The organism is Pseudomonadota bacterium (assembly GCA_038533575.1).
Taxonomy (GTDB): Bacteria; Pseudomonadota; Alphaproteobacteria; order Rhodobacterales; family Rhodobacteraceae; genus Shimia_B.
The window spans coordinates 85,534-99,712 of record JBCAYL010000001.1 but is presented as its reverse complement, the minus strand read 5'-3'; the positions used below and the strand labels follow the sequence as shown (position 1 = coordinate 99,712).

The 14,179-nt window shown below is 67.4% G+C and carries 16 protein-coding genes; 4 read left to right on the top strand and 12 right to left on the bottom strand.

Annotation, left to right across the window (positions count from 1 at the left end; translation table 11 throughout):
* Positions 1–72: 72 nt before the first annotated feature.
* From msrA to AAFM92_00520, 7 genes are all read right to left on the bottom strand, one after another.
* The gene (msrA, locus tag AAFM92_00550; GenBank protein MEL7298847.1) at positions 73–723 is read right to left on the bottom strand and encodes a peptide-methionine (S)-S-oxide reductase MsrA; all 651 of its coding nucleotides are present in this window, start codon (positions 721–723) and stop codon (positions 73–75) included.
* A 90-nt stretch (positions 724–813) separates the two neighbouring features.
* Complete coding sequence (locus AAFM92_00545; GenBank protein ID MEL7298846.1) at positions 814–1,197, bottom strand: DUF2237 domain-containing protein; 384 nt, start codon at positions 1,195–1,197, stop codon at positions 814–816.
* Between the two features lie 200 nt (positions 1,198–1,397).
* Complete coding sequence (locus AAFM92_00540; GenBank protein ID MEL7298845.1) at positions 1,398–2,471, bottom strand: DUF2332 family protein; 1,074 nt, start codon at positions 2,469–2,471, stop codon at positions 1,398–1,400.
* Positions 2,468–3,181 (bottom strand): aminoacyl-tRNA hydrolase, encoded by a 714-nt coding sequence (pth, locus tag AAFM92_00535; GenBank protein ID MEL7298844.1) that lies wholly within the window; start codon positions 3,179–3,181, stop codon positions 2,468–2,470. Before pth ends, AAFM92_00540 begins: the two co-directional genes overlap by 4 nt.
* A gap of 59 nt (positions 3,182–3,240) precedes the next feature.
* Positions 3,241–4,500 carry a malonyl-CoA decarboxylase family protein gene (locus tag AAFM92_00530; protein ID MEL7298843.1) on the bottom strand — a complete coding sequence of 420 codons (1,260 nt, stop codon included), beginning with the start codon at positions 4,498–4,500 and terminating at the stop codon, positions 3,241–3,243.
* 157 nt (positions 4,501–4,657) lie between these two features.
* The gene (locus AAFM92_00525; GenBank protein ID MEL7298842.1) at positions 4,658–5,329 is read right to left on the bottom strand and encodes a 50S ribosomal protein L25/general stress protein Ctc; all 672 of its coding nucleotides are present in this window, start codon (positions 5,327–5,329) and stop codon (positions 4,658–4,660) included.
* A gap of 97 nt (positions 5,330–5,426) precedes the next feature.
* Positions 5,427–6,620: an MFS transporter gene (locus tag AAFM92_00520; protein MEL7298841.1), complete on the bottom strand. Its 1,194-nt coding sequence runs from the start codon at positions 6,618–6,620 to the stop codon at positions 5,427–5,429.
* 107 nt (positions 6,621–6,727) lie between these two features.
* Here AAFM92_00520 and AAFM92_00515 point away from each other — a divergent pair, with 107 nt between their 5' ends.
* On the top strand, positions 6,728–7,873 hold the full coding sequence (locus AAFM92_00515) for an MFS transporter (protein ID MEL7298840.1): 1,146 nt from the start codon (positions 6,728–6,730) through the stop codon (positions 7,871–7,873).
* Here the strand turns inward: AAFM92_00515 and AAFM92_00510 are convergent.
* Positions 7,854–8,468, bottom strand: coding sequence for a sulfotransferase family 2 domain-containing protein (locus AAFM92_00510; protein MEL7298839.1), 615 nt, complete (start codon positions 8,466–8,468; stop codon positions 7,854–7,856). The two genes, AAFM92_00515 and AAFM92_00510, sit on opposite strands and share 20 nt — an antisense overlap.
* Positions 8,469–9,638, bottom strand: a complete 1,170-nt coding sequence (locus tag AAFM92_00505) for an alpha-hydroxy acid oxidase (GenBank protein ID MEL7298838.1) — start codon at positions 9,636–9,638, stop codon at positions 8,469–8,471.
* A gap of 143 nt (positions 9,639–9,781) precedes the next feature.
* On the opposite strand from AAFM92_00505, the gene AAFM92_00500 reads away from it, so the two are divergent.
* Together AAFM92_00500 and AAFM92_00495 are read left to right on the top strand one after the other, a co-directional pair.
* Positions 9,782–10,918 (top strand): twin-arginine translocation pathway signal protein, encoded by a 1,137-nt coding sequence (locus AAFM92_00500; protein ID MEL7298837.1) that lies wholly within the window; start codon positions 9,782–9,784, stop codon positions 10,916–10,918.
* Positions 10,911–11,357: a MarR family transcriptional regulator gene (locus AAFM92_00495; protein MEL7298836.1), complete on the top strand. Its 447-nt coding sequence runs from the start codon at positions 10,911–10,913 to the stop codon at positions 11,355–11,357. The genes AAFM92_00500 and AAFM92_00495 overlap by 8 nt, the downstream gene beginning before the upstream one ends.
* 5 nt (positions 11,358–11,362) lie before the next feature.
* On the opposite strand, the gene AAFM92_00490 is transcribed toward AAFM92_00495, so the two are convergent.
* Positions 11,363–12,085, bottom strand: coding sequence for a hypothetical protein (locus tag AAFM92_00490; protein MEL7298835.1), 723 nt, complete (start codon positions 12,083–12,085; stop codon positions 11,363–11,365).
* Positions 12,086–12,406: 321 nt separating this feature from the next.
* Between AAFM92_00490 and AAFM92_00485 the strand changes: the two genes are divergently transcribed.
* A complete protein-coding gene (locus AAFM92_00485) occupies positions 12,407–13,633 on the top strand; it encodes an MFS transporter (GenBank protein ID MEL7298834.1) in 1,227 nt (408 codons plus the stop codon).
* 15 nt (positions 13,634–13,648) lie between these two features.
* Here the strand turns inward: AAFM92_00485 and AAFM92_00480 are convergent, their stop codons facing one another.
* Entirely contained in the window at positions 13,649–13,843 is a 195-nt protein-coding gene (locus tag AAFM92_00480) for a PLD nuclease N-terminal domain-containing protein (GenBank protein MEL7298833.1), read from the bottom strand.
* 24 nt (positions 13,844–13,867) lie between these two features.
* On the bottom strand, positions 13,868–14,131 hold the full coding sequence (locus AAFM92_00475; GenBank protein ID MEL7298832.1) for a Rho termination factor N-terminal domain-containing protein: 264 nt from the start codon (positions 14,129–14,131) through the stop codon (positions 13,868–13,870).
* Between the last annotated feature and the right edge of the window lie 48 nt (positions 14,132–14,179).

Below are 14,179 nucleotides of genomic sequence, written 5' to 3'. Positions count from 1 at the left end.
CCGCCTGCTACAAGAGGCGCTGCCCGGGCGCCAGTGCCCAGAGCAGCGCGCTAGGCCGGATCCTCGCGCGCCCTAGGCGCCGGTGCCGATCGGGCAGCTCACGCCCGTGCCGCCGATGCCGCAATAGCCGTTGGGGTTCTTGGCGAGGTACTGCTGGTGATAATCCTCGGCGTAGTAAAACTCCGGCGCATCGAGGATCTCTGTCGTGATCGGGCCGTAGCCGGACGCCTCGAGCCGCGGCGCAAAGGCCGTGCGGGAGGCCTCTGCGGCCGCTTTTTGCGCGTCGCTCGTCACGTAGATGCCGGAGCGGTACTGCGTGCCCCGGTCATTGCCCTGCCGCATCCCCTGCGTGGGGTCGTGCCCTTCCCAGAAAACCTTGAGGAGCGCCTCGTAGGAGATGACCGCAGGATCATAGACCACGCGCACCACCTCGTTGTGTCCCGTGCGGCCACTGCAGACCTCCTCGTAGGTGGCGTTGGGCGTGAAACCCGCGGCGTAGCCCACGGCGGTGACATGGACCCCGTCGAGGCCCCAGAACATCCGCTCCACGCCCCAGAAGCAGCCCATGCCGAAGATGGCGACCTCCATGCCCTCAGGCACTTCGCCCTTGAGCGGCACACCGGTGACGAAGTGCTCGGCGGCCGTGGGGATGGGCTGCGCCCGGCCCGGCAGGGCGGCGTCCGCGCTCACCATCTCGGGGGTCTTGAACATCAATCCGAACATCGCGTACTCCAATCAGCGTTTCCCGCAATATAAGTACCCCCGGGCGGTATGCGAAGGGGCGCGTCCTCACGTCCCGGTCATGGGCAGGCCTCAGCCCAGGGTGCGGATCGCATGGGCCTCGAGCACCTCGAGCGGCACCACCTCGAGCGCGCGTTTGTGGGTGGCCTCGAGCTTGACCTGTGGCGCGCAGCCCTCTTCATGGGCCTGCATGAAGCGCCCGGCGCAGAGGCACCACTGATCCCCCGGCTTCAGCCCCGGAAAGCGGAACTCGGGCCGCGGGGTGCTGAGATCGTTGCCCACGTATTTCGAGTAGGCGAGGAACTCCGCCGTGAGCACCGCACAGACGGTATGGCTGCCCTGATCCTCCGCGCAGGTATTGCAGGCGCCGTCCCGGAAGAAGCCGGTGAGCGGGTCGAGCGAGCAGGGCGACAGGGGGCCGCCGAGCACGTTCTCGGATGGGTCTTTCTCGAGCATCTTTCCTCCGCGAAGGCCATGACTTCCAGCAAGACGCGCACGTGCCGCCTGCGTCGGATCGCAGGCTGCCCGCACGATCCTCGTCCTAGCCTCTCGCTTCACATAGAGGAGCCGCCCGCAAATGCCATGACCCAGATCGCACCAGCCGGGATCACTTGGCAGGGCGTGGCAGGGGACCCGGGAGGACGACGAGGACGCTCTCAGCGGGCAGCGGAGGGCGCAGGGTCCGGCGCGCGCCAATCGACCCAGCGCCCGTGGAAATCGGCACGGCCGAAATCGAGCGTCTCGTCCCCGGGCCAAAGGCGCATCGTGAGGCCCGCGCCGGGCTTCGGGCCATCGTTTTCCATCCTGAACCAGGCGAGAGGCGCATCGGGCGTGGCGTGCGCGCCAGCCTCCGCGATCATGGCCGCGCCGTCCGCCTGCGCAGCCTCCGGCAGATATTGCCACGCCACCGTCGAGTAGATCATGTGACAATGCCCCACCCGCCCGGCCAACCGCCCCGGCAGCCAGGCCAGCGCATCGCCTGCATCGAGGACCGCTTCGGTGTCAGGCGCCTTCATGAGCCCGATGGCCGCGCGCGTGAGCGCGAGACGCTCTGCCTGGTCTGGCCAGAGGTACGAGAGCAGGCGCAGCTCCGCCGCCGGCTCGGTGACGTCGATGGGGCGCAGGTCCACGCCCCTCGCCTCTGCTACGTAGGCCGGGCAAGGATGCGGCGGGATCCCACGCCAGTCCGGCGCGAGCTTTACGGGCGATCCCACCGGCCCGAGTCCCTGCCCCGCAGCCGTCAGCCGAAAGAAATCCCAGTTGAGATTGAGCCCCGCGGAGCAGCCGAGCTCCGAGAGGATGAGCGGACGGCCGAAGCGCGCGGTGAGCCAGTGCCCGGCCGCGATCAGGACGGAGGCGCGGCGCACCTCGTTGGTCTGGGGCGGGCTTTCAAGCCGCGCGAGAATGGCCGCCTCGGCCGTGGCGAAGGCGGCCGCAAGGCCATCGGACAGCGCCGCGGCGGAGGCTTCCGCGGGTGGATAGACCGCGCTCAGCGCCGGACAGGCCCTGGAGAGATGCACGTGATGCAGCGCGCCCGCGAGACGGAGCGGGACGGAGTCTGCCGAAGGCCCGAGCCGGGCAGGGTCGAACGCTTCGAGCCGCGCGGCGAGGGCGCTCCCCGCCGGGACCGCGCCAAGCGCGCGAGGCAGCATGCGCGCCATGAAGGGCGACCCCAGCGTGTCGCACGCCGCCGCCTGCTCGGCGAAGGCCGCCTCCAGCGCCGGGGTCACTTGAACCGGTCCACGAGCCTCTGGAGCGGCGAGCGCGGCGCGGCCTCCGCCGCGGGCGTGGGCTCGGGGGCGGCCTCTCCCTTCGGCTTTTGGTCAGGCTTCTGCGCCGGCTTCTGCCCTGCCTTGCCGCCGCCGGAGCGCGGGGGCGCCGTGCGCAGCGAGACCGCGTTCATGAAACGCCCGGCATCGCCCTGCGCGAGATCTGCCGCGCCACCAGAAATTCCCCGCATCAGGTCGTCGAGCCATGCCCCGTCGGCCTTCGGGAAATCGCGGAGCACGTATCCCGGCACCGCGTCCTTGTGGCCCGGATGCCCGATCCCCAGCCGCACGCGGGCATAGTCTTCGCCGATATGGGCATGGAGCGAACGGAGCCCGTTATGGCCCGCATGGCCCCCGCCCCGCTTCACCTTGAGCTTGCCGGGGGCGAGATCAAGCTCGTCGTGAAAGACGGTCACGTCCCCGGGCCCGAGCTTGTAGAAGCGGAGCGCCTCTCCCACGCTCTGGCCGGACTTGTTCATGAAGGTCTCCGGCTTCAGGAGCAGGATCTTCTGCTCTCCCAGCATGCCCTCGGACACCGCGCCCTGGAACTTGCCCCGCCAGGGACCAAAGCCGTGATCCTCGGCGATCCGGTCCACGGCCATCCAGCCGATATTGTGCCGGTTCTGCGCGTATTTGGCTCCCGGGTTGCCGAGACCGACGAAGAGCTGCATAGCCCGCTCCTTCTTGCTGCGCTTGAGCTATCGCAGCGCGGGGCGCGCAGCAACCGCGCCTAGACCCGCTCGGACGAGAGCCGCCGCCCCCGCTCTCGCGGGAGAAGCGCCCGCAGCTTTGGCCCGAGATCGATGCGACCGGCCATGGCGAAGGCCTCGGAGCGGCGGTTCACCTCGCTGGGCTCGTAGAGGTAATTGACCATGGCGCCAAAACTCTCGGCCTGTCCGCGCGCGCTCGTATTGGCATCCGCATGCACCGCGTGCAGCGCGGCCCCGTTGGCGAGGTGAAAGCGCGCGACGGGGTCCTGTGGGAGACCGTCCTCGCGCTTGACGGTGGCGAGGTAACGCGCGGCCAGCCGGTCCGGGCTCTCCTCTGCCCCGTCCTCCCCAGCCCAGGCGGCGAGCGACGGGATGGGCGAGAGCGTGACGAAGGTCTTGAGCTGCGGCAGCTCGCGCGAGAGTTCGCGCACCACCTTCTTGATGAGCACGTTGCCGAAGCTGATCCCCGCGAGGCCCGCGTGGCAGTTCGAGATCGAGTAGAACGTCGCCGTGGTCAGGCTTTCGACATCCGCGGGCCGACGGTCCTGCGCGAGCAGCGTGTCCACCGAATCCGGGACGGCCTGCGTCAGGGCCACTTCCACGAAGATGATCGGATCGTCGGGCATCCTCGGGTGAAAGAACGCGTAGCAGCGTCGGTCATGGGGCTGCACGCGGCGGCGCAGATCATCCCAGTCCTGGATGGTGTGAACAGCCTCGTAGTCGATGATCTTCTCGAGGACCTGCGCGGGGCTGTCCCACGTGACCGGGCGCAGCTCGAGGAAGCCACGGTTGAACCAATGACCGAGGAGCGCGTGGAGATCATGGTCGAGCTTGGCGAGGTCGGGCCGCGCCGTGCGGGAGCGGCGGATATCGTCACGGATCTTGACGAGGCACGCCGCCCCACCCTTCGCGCTGCCCAGCCGCCGAAAGAGCTCCTTGCGGCGCGGCTCCGCGGCCCCGAGGACCCGGCGGTAGGCGGCGGGCGTAGAGTCCTCCTCATAGGCGGCGGACGCCGCGTGGAGTGCAGCGGCGTCGAGGTCCATCTCGTCGAGCAGGTAATCGAAGAACGTCCGATGGATCGCGTCATCCCCATGGTGGTAGCGCAGTAGGATCGCGCGCGCGAAGCTCGTCTGCTGCGTCTCGCTCACGCAGCTCATCAGCCCTTCGATCAACTCCGGGAGGGAAAGCTTGGCCAGCCGCGCCTTCACGTCCTGCCGCCGCTCGAAAAGACCGGCGAGGATGTCGGACATCGTGAAGCCCGGGGGTGTGAAAAGAGCCATGGCGCGCCTCCTGCCCGATCAGCAGGGACGCCGAAGCCGCGCAAGTCAAATGAATTGCACGTGGCTGTGCCCAGAGGCCGATCGCTGCACAAAAAAGGCCCGCCGGGAGGTGATTGTTTCCCGGCGGGCCTGTCGATTTTGCATGGAAGGGGGGCGATTAGGCCTCGCCGCCCTCCTCGGATCCTTGTGCGGTGGCTTCCACCTCGTCGGCGGCCACCTCTTCGGCGCCCTCTTCATCCTCGTCCTTCTGGGAGGCGAGGCCCGAGGGCGGCTGCATGTTGGCGATCACGAAGTCCCGGTCGATCGTGGGCTTCGCGCCTGCGGGCAGCGTGATGTCGGAGATGGTCAGCGTGTCACCGATCTCCATGCCGGAAATGTCGGCGGAGATGCTCTCGGGGATGTCGCCGGCGGTCACGACGAGCTCCACCTCCGGGCGCACGACCGTCAGGACGCCGCCCTGCTTGGTGCCCGGTGCCACGTCTTCACCCTGGAATTCCACGGGGATGAAGAGCGCGATCTTGGTGGTGCGGCGCAGGCGCATGAAGTCCACATGCGTGGGCAGGTCCTTGACCACGTCGCGCTGCACGTCGCGGCAGATCACGCGCACGTCGTCATGGCCCTCGACCTTCATGTTGAAGAGCGTGGCCTTGAACCGGCCCTGGCGCAGCTTCGTCAGGAGCGTGTTGAAGGGGATGTTGATGGGGAGCGGATCGACGTCGCCGCCGAATACGATGCCAGGTACGTCGCCGTTGCGGCGTGCTTGACGGGCGGCCCCCTTGCCCGTCCCCGTCCGTACCGTGGCGTGAAGATCAGGGATCTCACCAGCCATGGAATTTTTCCTATCGATGTTGTGGCGAGCGTCCTCCAAGGGTGTACGCCCGCGATGAAGCCGTGCCTCTAGAAGGAATCCGGGCGCTTGAAAAGGCCTATTCGTCGAGCCGCGCGCGCCGCATCGTGAGCCCGAGGGCGAGGAGTGCGAGCAGCCCCGCGCCCACATAGAGCCCAAGCACGCTCTGGATCACCGAGAGCGGCAGGGTATCGGCATCGCCCGCAAGTGTGGAGGACAGCGCCAGCGTGCCCGCGAAAATCAGCCGCCCGGTGAGCGATTTCAGCGATACGAAGGTCGCGCGGATCGAGTCCGGGAGCTCTGACTGGATACGGGCGGTGATGTAGGGCCCCTGAAATGACGACGGGATCATCCGCGCAAGCAGCACGAGGATGATGAGCGTCGCGCCCGACACCGCCATCGCCGCCGAGATCGCGATCTGGAGCGCGAATGCCCCGAGAAGAAGCGGCCCGAGCCCGAACCGCGCGCGAAGCCGCGGCGCCGCCGCCGAGGCTAGAAGCGAGATCAGCATCATCGAGGTCACGATTGCCCCTGAGACGATGGGCGTTTCCACCTCGAGCCCCAGTGCGGCGAGCACCTCGCGGATGAAAGGCTGGCCGAAAACGAAAGGCAGATGGCTGTAGATATGCGCGAGCAGGAAGATCACAAAGAGCCATGCGAGAACGGGCCGGAACATCGCGCGCCCGAGATCCCTCAGATCCGCGCGGATCGAGGGCGCGCGCGCCGCGTGGGGCGGCTCCGTAAATTGCCAGGCGATGAATGTCGCGGCCGCGAAGGCCAGCGTCGTCGCGGCGTAGACGAAGATGAAATCGACCCGCGCGAGAAGCCCGCCCGTGAAAGCCGAAAGCGCCAGCGCGGCGAAGCTGAACCGCCAGGCCTTGAGCTCCTGCGCCTCGGTCTCGTCCTCGCGCCCCTCCGCCACGAGGCTTTCGTAGAGAAGCGCGCCATCGGTGCCAGAGGTGAAGGCCTGAAACCCGCCTAGAAGCACCTGCGCCACAGCGAAGACGGCGAAATACCCGCCTACCATCTGAAGCGAGGCCGCGCCCACACCGCAGGCCGCCGCGACTAGGAGCGTGATCCGCCGGCCCAGCCGGTCAGACGCATATCCAGAAGGCACCTCGAGGATCGTCGTGGCGAGCTCGTAGAGGGCATAGAGCAGGATCGCCTCGGGCGCCGAAAGCTCCGCCTGGAAGTAGAGAAACCAGACCGCCTGCCAGAAGAGCAGGTTCTGGGTGAACCGAAACCAAGGATAGAGCGCGACGTTACGGTCCATTCCGCGAGGTTAGGCTGCGCGCCGTGGCGGGCGCAATCCGTGGCATCCATAGGGCCTTGAACGCTGATTTCTGTTGCGTCGGCGCGGCTCCGGTGAGACGGCGGGCCATGCGTATCCTCTCCGCGCTCTGGCTGGCCCGCGTGCCGGCGACGGCCTTTGCCATCCTCGGCACGTTCTGGGGCGCGTTTGCGGCCTCGGTGCCCGATATCAAGGGCGCGCTGGGGGTGAACGACCTCGTCTTCGGCCTCCTCCTTCTCGGCAATCCCATCGGCCTCACGGCGGCGATGTGGCTGGCGCCCCGGGTGGACACGCATCTGCGCGACCGCGCGCTTCAATCGGTGACGGCGGGCTTTGCGGCCTGCTTCATCCTGCCCGGCCTTGCGAGCACGTTGGGCGGCGCGGTGCATTTCGCCCTGACGATCGTGCTCCTCGGCGTCTTCTCCGGGCTCACCGACGTGCTCATGAACGCGCGGGTGAGCGAGCTCGAAGCGCGCCACAAGCGCACGCTGATGAATGTCTCCCACGGGATGTTCTCGGTGGGCTACGCCGCCTCGGCCCTCATGACGGGCTTTCTGCGCGATGCCGCGCAGCCGCCATGGTTCGCGCTCGGGATCGCGGGGATCGTGGGGCTCTTCCTCGCGCTTTTCCTGCGCATGCCCATCGCCGAGCCGGAGGATGACGGGCGAGCACAGTCGGGCATGCCCTGGGGGATCGTGCTCCTCTGCGGAGCGATCGTGCTTGCCGCGTTCCTGACGGAGGGCACGGTGGAGACGTGGTCGGCGCTGCACATCGAGCGGACGCTTCAGGGCGATCCCTTCGCGGGGGCCTTCGGGCCCGTGATGCTCGGCGTGACCATGGCCATCGGTCGCATCGGCGGCCAAGGCCTCTCGGACAGGTTTCGCGACGAGACCGTTATCATCCTCGCCACCTGCCTGACGAGCGCGGGCGCGTTCATCGCCGCCCTCGCCCCCACGCCCACCGTCGCCTATTTCGGCTTCGGCATTCTCGGGCTGGGTGTCTCCGTCATCGGGCCGCTCGGCCTCGCGCTGGTGGGGCGGCTCGTGCCCGCGCGACACCGCACCGAGGCCATCGCCAAGGTGGCCGTCATCGGGTTTTCGGGGTTCTTCATCGCGCCCGTGCTCATGGGCGGGCTCTCCGAGCTTTACTCGCTGCGCGTGGCCTATGCTGCCATCGGGGCCGGCGTCCTCGGCACAATCGGCCTCGTCATGGCGCTCACCCGCGCGACACGGTGAGCCGGCCCGTGGCCGCGACACGCTCAAAGAGCGCGAACTCCGCCGCCCGCGCTGCCCGGAGCCGCGCCTCCCGCGCGGGGTCGAGGTCGAGAAGCTCGAGCGGCGCGGCATTGCGGTGCTTGAGGCGCACCGGGCCGAAGCGGGCCTCGAGATAGGCGAGCAGCACGTCGCGCCGCTCGAGGCAGAAGATCTCGTCCACGGCCAGCACCCCGTCCTCCCGGGTCAGGAAGCGGTGCTGGTTCCCGATGCTGGCGGCCTGCGGTGCCGTGCTCGTGAGCCCGAGCTCTATGAACTCGTCAAAGCTCAGGTTCTCCGTGGAGCTCGGCGTGCCGCTCACGGCCACGCGGCGCCGGTAGCGATACCACGAGGCCAGCCGGGAGAGCGGCTCGCGCATGACGGCCACGCGGGTATAGTCCGCCGCTTCCGGATGTGTCCGGGCGCACCAGCGCTCGAAGCGGCGCACATTCATGTGCTTGTCCTTTGGCGGCGTCTTCACCTCGAGATCGGCATGGCGCCGGAGCGCTTCATGGAGCGACGTCGACGCCGTGCGCGGGATCGAGAAGACGACGAGCCGTTGCCCGTGAAAGATGAGCATTCACGCCGCCTGGTAGTGATCCTCGAAGCCCTTGGGCAAAAGCAGCACGTCCCGGCCGAGATCCTTGACGTCGCGCTTGCCGCAGAGCGCCATGGTGGTGTCGAGCTCCTTGTGGATCACGTTGAGCGCGTCCGTCACCCCCTGCTCGCCCTTCGCGCCGAGGCCGTAGACGAAGGCGCGCCCGATCATGGTGCCGGTGGCGCCCAGCGCCAGCGCCTTGAGCACGTCCTGGCCCGATCGGATGCCGCTGTCGAGATGCACCTCGATCTTGTCGCCCACGGCGTCCATGATGCGGGGCAGCATGCGGATGGAGCTCATCGCCCCGTCGAGCTGCCGTCCGCCGTGGTTCGAGACGACGATGGCGTCCGCGCCTACATTGGCGGCCATCTTGGCGTCCTCCTCGTCGAGGATGCCCTTCAGGATCACCGGCCCGTCCCACCAGGAGCGCAGCTCCTTGATCCGCTCCCAGTCGAGCGAATGGTCAAAGGCCTCCGCCGTCCATGAGGAGAGCGAGGCGGGGTCGGTGACGCCCTTGGCGTGGCCCACGATATTGCCGAAGAAGCGCCGCTTCGTGCCCAGCATCTCTAGGCCCCACGGCACCTTCGTGGCCATGTTGGCAATGCTCGCGGGCGTGAGCTTCGGCGGGGCGGAGAGGCCGTTTTTGATGTCCTTGTGGCGCTGGCCCATGATCTGCAGGTCGACGGTGATCACGAGGGCCGAGCATTTCGCCTCGCCCGCCCGCGCGATGAGCCGCTTCATGAAGTCGTCGTCCTTGAGGGTGTACACCTGAAACCAGAAGGGCTGGTCGGTGTGCTCGGCCACGTCCTCGATGGAGCAGATCGACATGGTCGAGAGCGTGAAGGGCACGCCGAACTTGCCCGCCGCGCGCGCCGCCTTGATCTCCCCATCCGCGCTTTGCATGCCGCAAAGGCCCACAGGCGCGAGCGCCACGGGCATGGCGACGTCCTGTCCCACCATTTTCGACGCGGTCGTGCGGCCCGTCATGTCCACCGCGATGCGCTGGCGCAGCTTGATGTCGTCGAAGTCGCTCACGTTCTCGCGGAAGGTCTGCTCCGTCCAGGAGCCGCTCTCGCAATAGTCGTAGAACATCTTCGGCACCCGGCGGGCATAGATGCGCTTGAGGTCTTCGATGTTGGTGATGGCAGGCATCGGCGGTCTCATCCCTTTGTTCGCAGCTGGGCATAGCCGCGCGCGGGAGGTCGCGCAACGCGGCGCTCTGTCTTCGCGGGCTTTACTAGTTCAATATTGTACTATATCGACCTATATTGAACTATCTGCCCCAGGAGACAGCCATGCCCCTCACCCGCCGCAAAACCCTCGCCCTCTTAGGAGGCGGCGCAATCGTCGCCGCCGGTGGCGGCCTCGCCGCCGAGATCACGCGCAGTCCCCGCACCGCCGCCGCCCCCTGGGCGCAGGCCGGTCAATACGACGATCCTCGCATGCGCGCGCTGAGCTGGGCCATCCTCGCGCCCAACCCGCACAACCAGCAGCCCTGGCTCGTGGACCTCGCCACGCCGGGGGAGATCACGCTGCTCGTGAACCCCGACAAGCTCCTGCCCCACACGGACCCGTTCAGCCGCCAGATCACCATCGGCCTCGGCTGCTTCCTCGAGGTTCTGCGCATGGCCGCGCTGGAAGAGGGCCTCGCGGCGGACATTTCGCTCTTCCCCGAAGGCTCAGACGCCGCCACCCTCGATGCCCGCCCCGTGGCCGTGATCCGGCTCCGAGAAACAGACGCGGCCCCGGACCCGCATTTCGCCTATGTCCTCGCGCGCCGATCCTTGAAGGAGCCCTTCGACATCGACCGCGCGATCCCACCCGCGGCGCTCGAAGCCATCAAGGCCGCCGTGCCCGCCTGCGGCACCTCCGCCGCGCCGGAGTTCATCGCGGACTTACGCGCGCTCACGGAAGAGGCGCTCGACATCGAAATTATGACGCCCCGCACCTTCAAGGAGAGCGTCGATGTCTTCCGCGTGGGCGCCCGCGCCACCGATGCCCAGCCCGACGGGATCGACCTCACGGGCCCGATGATCGAATTCGCGCGGCTCGGCCGCCAGATGACGCCGCAGAAGCTGATGGATACCGCCTCCATGTCCTTCCAGGAGGGGCGCAACGCAGTGCTCGAGAACGCCCGCACGGCCATGGGCTATGCCTGGCTCGTCACGAAGACGAATACGCGCGAAGACCAGATCGCCACCGGCGCGGACTGGGTGCGCGTGAACCTCGCCGCCACGGCGCAAGGTCTGGGCTTCCAGCCGCTCAGCCAATGCTTGCAGGAATATCCCGAGATGGCCGCGCTTTACGGCGAGGTGCACCGGCGGCTGGCGCCCACGGGCGGAACCGTGCAAATGTTGGCGCGGCTGGGCTATGGCCCGGATGTCCCCCAGAGCCCGCGCTGGCCCCTCGACGCGAAAGTGGTGAATGCCTGACGAACGACCCGATCCCGTTTTCGACCTTTTCAACGAGATCGGGATCATCAACCAACTCTCCCGCGCCTTCTTCGAGGCGCGGTTGCCCAAGGGGATGCTGCTCCCGCATTTCAGCGTGCTCAATCACCTTACCCGCGTGGGCGACGGCCGCACCCCCATCGAGATCGCCCGCGCCTTCCAGGTGCCGAAGAATTCCATGACCCACACGCTGGGCGGGCTCGAAACCCGGGGCCTCATCGAGACACGCCCGCACCCGAAAGACGGCCGCTCCAAGACGGTCTGGCTCACCGAAGCGGGTCGAGAGTTCCGCGCCGAGGCCATGGCGCGCGTGACGCGGGACATGACGCCGATCCTGCCCGCCATGGAGGCCGACGCGATCGGCACCGCGCTGGAGCTTCTTCGCGAGCTCCGCGTCACGCTCGATAAGGCCCGCGACTGAACGCGTCAGGCCAGCCGCGAGGGCGGCGCGAAGGAGGCGTCCGGCCAGTGCTGCGGAAGCCCTGCGAGCTGCTGGTCGAGCGCGGTGACGATGAGATCCTCGTATTGCGACACGAAGTGATCGACCCCGAAGTTCTGCTGATTGGTATCCACGACCACCCGGTGCCCCAGGCAGCGCAGCCCGAGCTCGCGGTAGCCCCGGGTCACGAAATCCTGCCGCCAGGCCATGTTGAAGACGTGCCATTGCCGGTGCCCCCGGGCGCGGAGTGCAGCGGCTTCCAGATAGCGGCGCTTGACGACCTGCGGCGAGGCGAGGCCGATGGTGGGCACCTCAAAATGCGCGCCGAGGATCTGTGCGGAGGCCGCGCCGAGGGAATGGCCCACGATGATGTCGGGCCTGCGCCCCGCGAGAAACCGCTTCACTCGCGCGGCATGGAGTAGAAAGCCCTGGTGATAGGCCTTCTTAGGCAGGTCAGCGGTGGTGATCTCCTCGATCTCAGCCATGGCGGGCAAGGGCCGGAGCGGGCGCAGGTTGTAGAAGGCGTAATCCGTCCCGCCACGGGAGCCGGTGATGACGAGGACGTTGTCGCCCGTGAGCCCGGCGGCGACGTTGGCCCGGGCCGCCGTGACATCCACGAGCGGCGCGCGCCGGAGCCCGCCCTTGATCGAATTCCGCGTCTCCTGAAGAAGCTTGGCCGCGTCCAGTAGGCTGTATCTCGTGAGTGGCATGGTCTGGTCCTCGAAATAATCGTCATTGCAAAATCTGCCCGGCTGCCCGGGGCCCGCTGGGGAGGGCCCGCTGGGATGGGCCGGGCCTGCCGCGTCCGGGTCGGAGCGAAATTGCTCCCGCGCAGCATGTCAAAGACTACAGGACGGGCGCTGAAAAGTCAGGTCCGCATCATCCTATCGGCGAGCGTCTGTCCCGTCCTGCCCGCCATGGTTGCTCGACCTATCCGTCTGGCGGCGTGGCCACGCTGCTTCGAAGAAGCAATCACATCCCCCCGCAGCGCGCGCCTTTCCTTCGCCCCGAGATAAGCCTAAGCCGGGGGCATGCGTTTCCAACCGCTCTCCGAGGCCCGCGCGGGTCCGATCTGGCGCCGCCCGGAGGCGCTGCTCGTGCTCATGGCGATCGCCATGCCGCTCTCCTTCTCGGTCTGGTCCGCGCTTCTCAACAACTTCGTCATCGAGATGGCCGATTTCGACGGCGCCGATATCGGCTGGCTGCATACCGTGCGCGAGGTGCCGGGCCTTCTCGCGGTGCTCGTCATCGCGCTCATCGTCTTCATCCGGGAGCAGGTGCTGGCGCTCGTGATGCTCGTCGTCCTCGGCATCGCCACCGCGCTCACCGCGCAATTCCCCTCGCTCGGCGGGATCCTCACGATCACGCTCCTCAGCTCCATCGGCTTCCACTACTACGAGACGGCCAATCAATCCCTCCAGCTCCAGTGGCTGGAAAAGGAGCGCGCGCCGCAGGTGCTGGGCTGGCTTCTGGCAGCCGGATCAGCGGCGACCTTCGTGGCCTATGTCGCCATCGTGCTCACTTGGGAGGCGTTGGGGCTGTCGTACAACACGGTCTACGTGGCCGCGGGCGGCCTCACGATCGCCATCGCGGCCTATTGCTTCGTGGCCTTCCCACAGATCGAAGCCCCCACGCCGCAGCTCAAGCAGATGGTGCTGCGCCGCCGTTACTGGCTTTACTACGCGCTGGAATTCATGGCCGGAGCGCGGCGTCAGATCTTCGTCGTCTTCGCGGGCTTCATGATGGTGGAGAAATTCGGCTTCGAGGTGCACGAGGTGACGGCGCTCTACCTTATCAACCTCGTGGTTAATATCATCGTGGCCCCCCTGCTCGGGCGGGCCGTTGCCCGCTTCGGCGAACGCAACACGCTGGCGTTCGAATATACCGGTCTCGCGCTCGTCTTCCTCGCCTATGGCGGGCTCTACTATTTCAGCTGGGGCGTGGCGGTGGCGGCCTTCCTCTACGTGGTCGACCACATCTTCTTCGGGCTCGCGCTCGCCAAGAAGACCTACTTCCAGAAAATCGCAGGCGCGGGCGATATTGCGCCAACGGCGGCTGTCTCATTCACGATCAACCACATCGCGGCGGTCTTCCTGCCGGCGGCGTTGGGCTACCTCTGGCTGGCCTCGCCGCAAGCGGTGTTCCTGCTCGCGGCAGCGATGGCGCTCGTCTCGCTGATCCTGTCGCTCCTCATTCCCCGACATCCGGGGCCGGGGAACGAGACGATCCTCGGCGGCGGGCGGCTCCAGGCCGCCTGACACCGCCGGTGCAGCCTAGCCGAGCTGCTTGGCCGCCCGCGGCCCCACGAGAAGCCACGCGATGAAGCCGATGACCGGCAGGACAAGCACGAATAGGCACCATAGCACCTTCTTGCCAGTGCTTTCCGCCGATCCGATGATGGAGACGAGGGCCCAGAGATTAAGCCCTAGGAGAATGAGGCCACCGAGGCCTGCGATTTCGATACCCATTTGTCTGTCCTTTCCGTTTCGGGGTCAGGTGTCGCGGAGCGCGTCGATGAGCTCCGCCTTGGTCATGTCGGAGCGGCCTTCGATGTCGAGCTCTTGAGCGCGCGCGTAGAGCGCGTCGCGGGTCCAATCCTCGTAGGGGGATGCCTTGCCGCCCTTCTTGGAAGGAGCCATGTCGTCATTGGCCTGGGCATTGGCGATGCGCGCGGCACTTTCCTTGGAATAGCCGTCGCTTCGCAGGGCGTCGTAGGTGTCTTCGTCCTTGATGCTGGCGCGGGTGTCCTGAGCCATCGAATACCTCCGTCTATGTGAATTCAACGGCGGGACGGGCAGCTCGGT

What these genes read in the sequence shown, in the direction of transcription:
- msrA (MEL7298847.1), bottom strand. Translation starts at nt 723, where the DNA reads ATGTTCGGATTGATGTTCAAGACCCCCGAGATGGTGAGCGCGGACGCC.
- AAFM92_00545 (MEL7298846.1), bottom strand. Translation starts at nt 1,197, where the DNA reads ATGCTCGAGAAAGACCCATCCGAGAACGTGCTCGGCGGCCCCCTGTCG.
- pth (MEL7298844.1), bottom strand. Translation starts at nt 3,181, where the DNA reads ATGCAGCTCTTCGTCGGTCTCGGCAACCCGGGAGCCAAATACGCGCAG.
- AAFM92_00530 (MEL7298843.1), bottom strand. Translation starts at nt 4,500, where the DNA reads ATGGCTCTTTTCACACCCCCGGGCTTCACGATGTCCGACATCCTCGCC.
- AAFM92_00525 (MEL7298842.1), bottom strand. Translation starts at nt 5,329, where the DNA reads ATGGCTGGTGAGATCCCTGATCTTCACGCCACGGTACGGACGGGGACG.
- AAFM92_00520 (MEL7298841.1), bottom strand. Translation starts at nt 6,620, where the DNA reads ATGGACCGTAACGTCGCGCTCTATCCTTGGTTTCGGTTCACCCAGAAC.
- AAFM92_00515 (MEL7298840.1), top strand. Translation starts at nt 6,728, where the DNA reads ATGCGTATCCTCTCCGCGCTCTGGCTGGCCCGCGTGCCGGCGACGGCC.
- AAFM92_00510 (MEL7298839.1), bottom strand. Translation starts at nt 8,468, where the DNA reads ATGCTCATCTTTCACGGGCAACGGCTCGTCGTCTTCTCGATCCCGCGC.
- AAFM92_00505 (MEL7298838.1), bottom strand. Translation starts at nt 9,638, where the DNA reads ATGCCTGCCATCACCAACATCGAAGACCTCAAGCGCATCTATGCCCGC.
- AAFM92_00500 (MEL7298837.1), top strand. Translation starts at nt 9,782, where the DNA reads ATGCCCCTCACCCGCCGCAAAACCCTCGCCCTCTTAGGAGGCGGCGCA.
- AAFM92_00495 (MEL7298836.1), top strand. Translation starts at nt 10,911, where the DNA reads ATGCCTGACGAACGACCCGATCCCGTTTTCGACCTTTTCAACGAGATC.
- AAFM92_00490 (MEL7298835.1), bottom strand. Translation starts at nt 12,085, where the DNA reads ATGCCACTCACGAGATACAGCCTACTGGACGCGGCCAAGCTTCTTCAG.
- AAFM92_00485 (MEL7298834.1), top strand. Translation starts at nt 12,407, where the DNA reads ATGCGTTTCCAACCGCTCTCCGAGGCCCGCGCGGGTCCGATCTGGCGC.
- AAFM92_00480 (MEL7298833.1), bottom strand. Translation starts at nt 13,843, where the DNA reads ATGGGTATCGAAATCGCAGGCCTCGGTGGCCTCATTCTCCTAGGGCTT.
- AAFM92_00475 (MEL7298832.1), bottom strand. Translation starts at nt 14,131, where the DNA reads ATGGCTCAGGACACCCGCGCCAGCATCAAGGACGAAGACACCTACGAC.